Annotated in this window: 12 protein-coding genes; 9 read left to right on the forward strand and 3 right to left on the reverse strand. The window is 54.0% G+C overall.

The window, feature by feature from the left end; translation table 11 throughout:
* The 3 genes from mobB to WKT12_RS16000 form a co-directional block, all read right to left on the reverse strand.
* Positions 1–1191: conjugal transfer protein MobB (mobB, locus tag WKT12_RS15990; protein WP_340320297.1), on the reverse strand; the 1191-nt coding region annotated here is incomplete at its 3' end.
* Positions 1170–1598, reverse strand: coding sequence for a conjugal transfer protein MobA (mobA, locus tag WKT12_RS15995; protein WP_004291488.1), 429 nt, complete (start codon positions 1596–1598; stop codon positions 1170–1172). The genes mobA and mobB, both read right to left, overlap by 22 nt.
* A gap of 381 nt (positions 1599–1979) precedes the next feature.
* Complete coding sequence (locus tag WKT12_RS16000) at positions 1980–2144, reverse strand: hypothetical protein (RefSeq protein ID WP_196029218.1); 165 nt, start codon at positions 2142–2144, stop codon at positions 1980–1982.
* On the opposite strand from WKT12_RS16000, the gene WKT12_RS16005 reads away from it, so the two are divergent.
* From WKT12_RS16005 to WKT12_RS16045, 9 genes are all read left to right on the forward strand, one after another.
* Positions 2143–3069 (forward strand): ParA family protein, encoded by a 927-nt coding sequence (locus tag WKT12_RS16005; protein WP_005783105.1) that lies wholly within the window; start codon positions 2143–2145, stop codon positions 3067–3069. The genes WKT12_RS16000 and WKT12_RS16005 overlap by 2 nt on opposite strands.
* A 2-nt stretch (positions 3070–3071) precedes the next feature.
* Positions 3072–3512: a DUF3408 domain-containing protein gene (locus WKT12_RS16010; protein WP_340320298.1), complete on the forward strand. Its 441-nt coding sequence runs from the start codon at positions 3072–3074 to the stop codon at positions 3510–3512.
* A gap of 2 nt (positions 3513–3514) precedes the next feature.
* Positions 3515–3868, forward strand: a complete 354-nt coding sequence (locus WKT12_RS16015; protein WP_004291505.1) for a DUF3408 domain-containing protein — start codon at positions 3515–3517, stop codon at positions 3866–3868.
* Between the two features lie 16 nt (positions 3869–3884).
* Positions 3885–4613, forward strand: a complete 729-nt coding sequence (locus WKT12_RS16020) for a hypothetical protein (RefSeq protein WP_004304280.1) — start codon at positions 3885–3887, stop codon at positions 4611–4613.
* Positions 4614–4814: 201 nt separating this feature from the next.
* Complete coding sequence (locus WKT12_RS16025; RefSeq protein WP_002560983.1) at positions 4815–5132, forward strand: DUF4134 domain-containing protein; 318 nt, start codon at positions 4815–4817, stop codon at positions 5130–5132.
* A gap of 10 nt (positions 5133–5142) precedes the next feature.
* On the forward strand, positions 5143–5475 hold the full coding sequence (locus WKT12_RS16030) for a DUF4133 domain-containing protein (RefSeq protein WP_004291514.1): 333 nt from the start codon (positions 5143–5145) through the stop codon (positions 5473–5475).
* The gene (locus tag WKT12_RS16035) at positions 5472–7976 is read left to right on the forward strand and encodes a TraG family conjugative transposon ATPase (RefSeq protein ID WP_004291515.1); all 2505 of its coding nucleotides are present in this window, start codon (positions 5472–5474) and stop codon (positions 7974–7976) included. Before WKT12_RS16030 ends, WKT12_RS16035 begins: the two co-directional genes overlap by 4 nt.
* A gap of 40 nt (positions 7977–8016) precedes the next feature.
* A complete protein-coding gene (locus WKT12_RS16040) occupies positions 8017–8397 on the forward strand; it encodes a DUF3876 domain-containing protein (RefSeq protein ID WP_004291516.1) in 381 nt (126 codons plus the stop codon).
* A gap of 23 nt (positions 8398–8420) precedes the next feature.
* A partial coding sequence (locus tag WKT12_RS16045; RefSeq protein WP_445323150.1) for a DUF4141 domain-containing protein occupies positions 8421–8624 on the forward strand: 204 nt, incomplete at its 3' end.

The raw sequence follows: 8624 nt of genomic DNA on the forward strand, positions 1-8624 counted from the left end.
AGCCTCTTCCTCGGCATCTACCGCCGGACCTTCGGGAGTGAGCAAGCCCATACCGCCCGATATATCTTCACTGTCGTAGGCGGTCTGCCCGTGTGCCTTGTCCGCAGCATCCACAGGGATGGATAGCGGTATCGGCGGTTGTCCGGCGTATGGCAGGGTGAAGTGTTCCTGCAAGGCATTCGCCGAAAGCTCCTTACCCATGCGCGAACCGTTCAGCACGCATCCCGTGCGGTGGTCGATGAAGGTAGCCCCATAGATGCGCCCTTCCTCTGTGTAGCGCAGTACGGTGTCGATGCCCTTCTCTTTGAGTTGGGATACAAATTTGTCCTTGTCATAAGTGCCTTGCAGCACGGAAAGGACGGTGCGTTTCGTCATGTCTGCCAGTTTCCTATCCTTGATTTCCGATTTGGAACGGACAAACTTCTTCTGTACGGCTTCATAGCCTGCGGACTTCCCGAAAAGCGAGGATTTGAACGGGTTGCCCACCTTGTTACCCTTGTCGTCCGTGACGGAATAGACCAGCCCGTGATACTCCCGTCCGCGCACGTTGCCCCTCGCTTCCTCCACCGTCATATTATATAAGGAAAGGAGCGCACGGTATTCGCCCATCGTCTGGAAACGGTACTGCCCATTCAGAGCCTTCACGGTGTTGCCTACCTGCTTCTTCACATCACCTGCCGATGCGGCCACCTTGCGCAACGGATTATCCAATCTCTGATTTTTACGTTCTGCCGGATGCAATCCGTACTTCTGTTCCAGTTCCCTGCGGATACGGTCGCTGCGGCGGTAGAGAAAATCCCGGTTGAGCCTTTTCCCGTTCTCGTCCACGTTGACCGTCACGATGTGCAGGTGGTGGCGGTCGATGTCCTCGTGCTTGAATACAAGATAAGGCTGGTTTCCGAAACCGAGTTTTTCCAGATACTCGCGGGCGATATTCTGCAACTCAATATCGGTCAGCACATCCTCCGGGTGCGGGTTGAGAGAGATATGCACCACCGGCTTCTCGATCTTCATCTGCGGTGGCAGGAAGGTGAGAAAACCCTCCATCGCCTTGCCTATGTCCACCGTTCCCGAACCGTCATTGTAGATGCGGTTGGTGGTGAGAAGCCGCCCCTGCGCCTCGTTAATCTTCTCCCCGTTGTAGGCAATCGCGCCGTACAACGAACTTCCTACACTGATTTTTGCGACCATTTTGCCTCCATTTCCCTTGAAAGTTCCACAATCCGGCGGCTCAGTTTCACGAGTTCGACGGTGTGTTGCTCTAATTTGTAGAGCAACGCCATCGCCTTTTTCTCTGAAAAATGCAGCCTCAGTTCCTTCACGACTTGGTTGTAATTCGTACCCACGGCACGGAATTGTGCATGAAAATCCGACAGTTTGGTGTAATAGTCCACCAACGTCTTGTCCACCTTCAGCACCTTGAACGGTTGCCCGAAGAAGTGCGCTTTGAGGAAAACAGACCGTGCATAGACACCCGATTTTCCGAACATGGCGAGGAAACGGTTGTGTTCCTCCTCGTTGAAACGGACGGTGTACCGGTACACCGCCGGATCAAGTTTGGGATTTCTCCCTGATTTGCTTTTCCTTTTCTCTTTCATATTACTTTGGATTTAGCGGATTGACGGCATAAGCCGCCGCTTCGGATTACAGCACCGCAGTTCTGAAAGGCTTCCCGACTTCGGAGGGAAAGCCCGCCCCCTGCAAGGGCAAGTGCTTTTCGTGGCTGCTCAAAATATTTTGAGCGGCTGAAAAGACATCTTGCTATGTTCAGGTGAACATAAAAATCCGTCAGGGGACGGATTGGGAAAATACCTTTCAGGACTCCGGGCCGCGCGTCATCGGCGAACCCTGCTGTCCGGGTGCAAAGTTACGCCCTTAAAGCGGTATCGGACAGATGCTTGACCCGGTCAATGACTGCCAACCGGCGCAACGTGCCGCCACTTGCCGGAGAAGTGATACAGGTTCCAAAATATACTTGTTTATTTGCAGCATGATTCAAGAAACGAACGATTTGAAGATATGATAAACGGAACATTCAAATACCCGGAAATCCGCTTCTTCGGATACTTGCCGAAACGGATACCCGAACCGTCGGAAACCCGGTTCTCCGACAATTCGGTGACGTATGGATTCAATGACTTCATGACGCAATGTCGTCAATCACCATTTGTCCGACGCACCGCTTCACCACAGAACCGGATACGCGACGACCCGCCTGCGTGTGTAGTCACGGAAGCGGATGGTGCGACAGCCAAATCCGTATGGAAACAGAAAAACAAATCATCAACAATTAAAATAAATGGAACTATGAGTAAGGAAATCTTCGTTGCATTCGCAACACAGAAAGGTGGCATCGGCAAATCCACTGTCACGGCACTTGCCGCCAGCTACCTGCACAACGTGAAAGGCTACAATGTCGCCGTCGTGGACTGCGACGACCCGCAGCACAGCATCCACGGGCTGCGCGAACACGAAATGGGGCTTATCGACAGCAGCACCTACTTCAAGGCTCTCGCTTGCGACCATTTCCGCCGGATCAAAAAGAACGCCTACACCATCGTCAAAAGCAATGCGGTGAACGCCCTCGACGATGCCGAGAGGATGATTGCCACTGAGGACGTGAAACCCGACGTGGTGTTCTTCGACATGCCCGGCACACTCCGAAGCAACGGCGTGATAAAGACGCTCTCGCAGATGGACTACATTTTCACTCCGCTGAGTGCCGACCGCTTTGTCGTGGAGAGTACCCTGAAATTCGTCACGATGTTCCGCGACAGGCTGATGACTACCGGACAGGCGAAAACAAAGGGGCTGCATCTGTTCTGGACGATGGTGGACGGCAGGGAGAGGAACGACTTGTACGGCATCTACGAGGAAGTGATAGCCGAAATGGGCTTTCCGGTACTTTCCACCCGCTTGCCCGACAGCAAGAAGTTCCGCCGTGACCTTTCGGAAGAGCGCAAGAGCGTTTTCCGCTCCACCATCTTCCCGATGGACACGGCACTGCTGAAAGGGAGTGGCATCCGGGAGTTTTCCGAAGAGATAAGCGACATCATCAGACCGCAGTGAGCATGGGCAGCAGGAAAGTGAACACGGAAGGCATCGACGAGGAACTGCTGTTAGCCTCCATCGGGCGGCGCACACAGGACGGGACACTGCGCCCCGCACAGGAAGTACCCGCAGCTGCACCGACCGAAGAGGACACCGCCGCACCGGAACCATCTCCTGTGCAACCCGTAACACGGGAAAAAGCGCAGAGGGAAAGTGGACACCGGAAAAGGCAGGACGAGGACTACAACGAGCTATTCCTGCGCCGCAACGAGATAAAGACCCGCCAATGTGTCTATATCAGCCGTGACGTCCACGGCAAGATCCTCAGAATCGTGAACGACATCGCCGGAGGGGAAATCTCAGTAGGCGGATATGTGGATACCGTGCTGCGCCAGCATCTGGAACAGCACAAGGAGAGAATCAACGAACTGTACAAGAAACAACGTGAAGATCTGATTTGAAAATGGAAAAAGAAATGACACCGAATGAAAAAAGACCACAGCAAGACTGCGGAGGTATGTTTACCCAAGTGCAGGCGAGTGTGGAAATACTGTCGCCTGTCCCGGTAAGCGGCAAATGCAGTGAGAAGGACTATGAACGCCTGTTCATCCGCGACCCGGAAGTAAAGGCACGTGAGGGGAAGATGGCGTATGTGCGCCCGGAGTACCACGAGCGTATCATGCGTATCACCCGTGTAATCGGGCATGACCGGCTTACGCTGTCCGCTTACATCGACCATGTGCTGACGCACCACTTCAACCAGTGCGAAGATGCGATAAAGAGCCTTTATGCCCGAAATTACAATTCAGTATTCTAACCAAAAACGGAAGGATATGAATTACACAATCAGCATGACAGACATTCTGCTGGCGGTATCGGTCGGCTGCAACCTCTGGTTCCTGTTCCTGCTCCTTTACGAGCGCATCATGGACACGCGGATTGTCCGCTTCTTCAAGGGCATTGTCGGATTATGGCGGTCACTGGACGGGAATGAGGCTAAACGCATAGCGGCACACGAGGAAGTCCCTGCGGAAAAGGCGGACATCATCGGCAAGAGCCGTTTCAGGATGGCATCCACCCGGACAACCGCTGCCATACCGACGCAAGAAGCCGCCACTATTGAAAAAGGCATTGAGCTGTCGGAGGAAGAGGCTACTTTTGACGACGGAAAAACGGGAAACGCATCCCGCCCGGCACAAGTCCCGGAGGAAAAACTCGATGAGACCTTCACGAGCATACCGCCGGAGGAACTGGGATACGGGGACGACGAACCGGAAGAGGACGCCTCGGACACGCCACGGGCTTCGGGCAGCAGCTTTGACGAGATTGACGACGCCTGCAAGACCGCCAAAAACCCGGACGCGACACAGGCGGAACGTGAAAAGGCGGCTAAGGTGTTCACCGACATGGAGGGCACGGAGTTGTACGAGAAAATGATGGAAGGCTCTTCGGAGATAGGCATCCGCATCAAGGGGCTTATCGAGATTCGGCTGAAGAAATCTGAAAAGGAGTTCGTCGTGCCGGACAACATCGAGGAGTTCGACATTCGCAACTATGTATGACAACAATAAAAGAAATGAACATGAAAGAATGACATCAACCCACGCGGCGAGGAAACGCAAGGCGCATCCCCATCCGCAACGGACACGCCCACGTCCGTGGAAACAAACGGGCATCCACTAAAACCAAAGTAAAGAAACAAAGTATCAACCGCCCGACAAAGGACCATCCACCCTTTTGACGGCAAAAAACAAGAACAGTTTATGAACAAGAACATCTTGAAAAACAGAAAAGCAATCCTCTCCGCGGCACTTGTCATCGCCGCAACCGCCTCCGCTTTCGCGCAGGGAAACGGCATCGCGGGCATCAACGAAGCCACCTCTATGGTGAGTTCTTATTTCGACCCCGGAACTAAACTGATATACGCCATCGGTGCAGTCGTCGGGCTTATCGGGGGCGTAAAAGTGTACGGCAAGTTTTCATCGGGCGACCCCGACACCAGCAAGACAGCCGCCTCGTGGTTCGGCGCGTGCATCTTCCTGATTGTTGCCGCCACCATCCTGCGCTCATTCTTCCTTTAATAAATAATGTATGGCTGAATACCCAATCAACAAGGGTATCGGCCGTCCGGTAGAGTTCAAGGGCTTGAAGGCACAGTACCTCTTCATCTTCTGCGGAGGTCTGCTGGCTCTCTTCGTCCTGTTCGTCATCCTCTACATGGTCGGTATCGACCAGTGGATATGTATCGGCTTCGGCGCGGCATCGTCCTCCCTCCTTGTATGGCAGACCTTCGCGCTGAACGCCCGGTACGGTGAACACGGGCTGATGAAATTAGGAGCGGCACGGAGCCATCCCCGATACCTTATCAACCGGCGGCGGATAACCCGTCTGTTCAAACGACAACGAAAGGAAGAAAGACAATGAGGAATACATCGAAAATGACAACACTGGAAAACAGGTTCCCACTTTTAGCGGTGGAGCATGGCTGCATCATCTCAAAGGACGCCGACATCACGGTGGCTTTCGAGGTGGAACTACCGGAACTTTACACCGTGACGGGTGCGGAGTACGAGGCGATACACAGTTGCTGGTGCAAGGCTATCAAGGTGCTGCCGGACTACTCCGTCGTCCACAAACAGGACTGGTTCATCAAGGAACGCTACAAACCGGAGCTTCAGAAGGACGACATGAGCTTTTTAAGCCGCTCTTTCGAGCGTCACTTCAACGAGCGTCCGTACCTGAAACACACCTGCTACCTCTACCTGACCAAGACAACAAAGGAGCGTAACCGGATGCAGAGCAATTTCAGCACGCTGTGCCGGGGACATATCATCCCGAAGGAGCTGGACAGGGAAACCACGACCAAGTTCTTGGAAGCCTGCGAACAGTTCGAGCGCATCATGAACGACAGCGGGCTTGTCAGGCTGCGCCGCCTCTCCACCGATGAGATTGTGGGTACTGAGGGAAAGACGGGACTTATTGAACGCTACTTCTCGCTCATGCCGGAAGGTGACACCACCTTGCAGGACATCGAGCTTTCGGCAAGGGAGATGCGCATCGGCGACAACCGCCTGTGTCTGCACACCCTCTCCGACGCGGAAGACCTGCCGGGCAAGGTGGCTACCGACACCCGTTACGAGAAGCTCTCCACCGACCGGAGTGACTGCCGACTGTCATTCGCCTCCCCGGTGGGGCTTCTGCTCTCCTGCAACCATATCTACAACCAGTATGTGCTGATAGACAACAGTGAGGAAACCTTGCAGAAGTTCGAGAAGTCCGCCCGTAACATGCAGTCGCTATCTCGCTATTCAAGGAGCAACAGCATCAACCGCGAGTGGATAGACCAATACCTGAACGAAGCCCATTCCTACGGACTGACCTCGGTACGGGCACACTTCAACGTCATGGCGTGGAGCGACGATGCGGAGGAACTGAAGCATATCAAGAACGACGTGGGCAGCCAGTTGGCAAGCATGGAATGCGTGCCGCGCCACAACACCATCGACTGCCCGACACTCTACTGGGCGGCGATACCCGGCAATGCGGCGGACTTCCCGGCGGAAGAGAGTTTCCACACCTTCATCGAACAGGCGGTGTGCCTGTTCACAGAGGAAACCAACTACCGCAGCTCGCTCTCGCCCTTCGGCATCAAGATGGTGGACAGGCTCACGGGAAAACCGCTGCACCTTGACATCTCCGACCTGCCCATGAAGCGAGGTATCACGACCAACCGCAACAAGTTCGTGCTGGGTCCTTCGGGCAGCGGCAAGTCTTTCTTCATGAACCACCTCGTGCGCCAATATTATGAGCAAGGCGCACATGTGGTATTGGTGGACACGGGAAACTCCTATCAGGGCTTGTGCGGCATGATCCGACGCAAGACAGGCGGAGCGGACGGTGTGTATTTCACCTACACGGAAGATAAGCCCATCAGCTTCAACCCGTTCTACACCGACGATTACATCTTCGACGTGGAGAAGAAGGACAGCATCAAGACCCTGTTGCTGACGCTCTGGAAGTCGGAGGACGACAAGGTGACAAAGACGGAGAGCGGCGAGCTGGGCAGTGCCGTGAGTGCCTATATTGAGCGCATCCAATCCGACCGTAGCATCGTGCCGTCGTTCAACACCTTCTACGAGTATATGCGTGACGACTACCGCAAGGAACTGGCACAGCGTGACATCAAGGTGGAGAAGTCCGACTTCAACATCGACAACATGCTCACCACCATGCGGCAGTATTACCGGGGCGGGCGTTACGATTTCCTGCTCAACTCCACGGAGAACATCGACCTGCTCGGCAAGCGGTTCATCGTCTTCGAGATAGATTCGATTAAAGAAAACCGCGAACTGTTCCCCGTCGTGACCATCATCATCATGGAAGCCTTCATCAACAAGATGCGGCGGCTGAAAGGCGTGCGGAAACAGCTTATCGTGGAAGAGGCTTGGAAGGCCCTCTCATCGGCGAACATGGCTGAATATCTGCGCTATATGTATAAGACGGTCAGAAAATATTACGGCGAGGCAATCGTGGTGACGCAGGAGGTGGACGACATTATCAGTTCTCCGGTGGTCAAAGAGAGCATTATCAACAACTCGGATTGTAAAATCCTGCTTGACCAAAGGAAATATATGAACAAGTTCGACCAGATACAGGCGTTGCTCGGACTGACGGAAAAGGAGAAGTCGCAGATACTCTCCATCAACATGGCGAACAACCCTTCACGGCTCTACAAGGAGGTGTGGATAGGCTTGGGCGGCACGCAGTCGGCGGTCTATGCCACGGAGGTCAGCGCGGAAGAGTATCTGGCGTACACCACCGAGGAAACGGAAAAAGTGGAGGTTTACCGTCTGGCGGAGAAGCTGGGCGACGACATCGAAGCCGCCATCCGGCAGCTTGCCGAAAGGCGGAGAAACAAGGAATAACTAAAAAACAGAATGTATCAACCAAAAAAGAAAAACGCGTATGAATTTACCAAAAGTGAAAATGCTGCAAGTCAGCAAGTGCCTTATCGGATTGGCGGTCATGATGCTGCAATCCTGCGACGTGGCCGACAACCGCCGCGACATGCTGTGCGGGAACTGGGAGAGCGTGGAGGGAAAACCTGACGTGCTTATCTACAAGGAGGGCGAAGCCTACAAAGTGACGGTGTTCCGTCGTAGCGGTCTGCGCCGCAAGCTCAAGCCGGAAACCTATCTCTTGCAGGAGGAGAACGGCAACCTGTTCATGAACACCGGCTTCCGCATCGACGTGTCCTACAACGAGGCCACGGATGTGCTGACTTTCTCGCCAAACGGGGACTATGTGCGGGTGAAGCCGCAGCCGGGACATCCGACCGAAGAATAACAACCACTAAAATCCAAAGTAACATGAGAACAAGAATAACAATGATTATCTGCCTGTGCCTGCTTTTCGCGGGCAGGGCAAGCGCACAGTGGGTCGTAAGCGATCCGGGCAATCTAGCGCAGGGCATCATCAATGCCTCCAAAAACATCATCCATACCTCCAAGACCGCCACGAACATGGTGAGCAACTTTCAGGAGACGGTGAAAATCTATCAGCAGGGCAAGAAG

Origin of the sequence: Phocaeicola sp. HCN-6420, from assembly GCF_037890145.1 — a bacterium.
In the GTDB taxonomy this organism is placed as follows: Bacteria; Bacteroidota; Bacteroidia; order Bacteroidales; family Bacteroidaceae; genus Phocaeicola.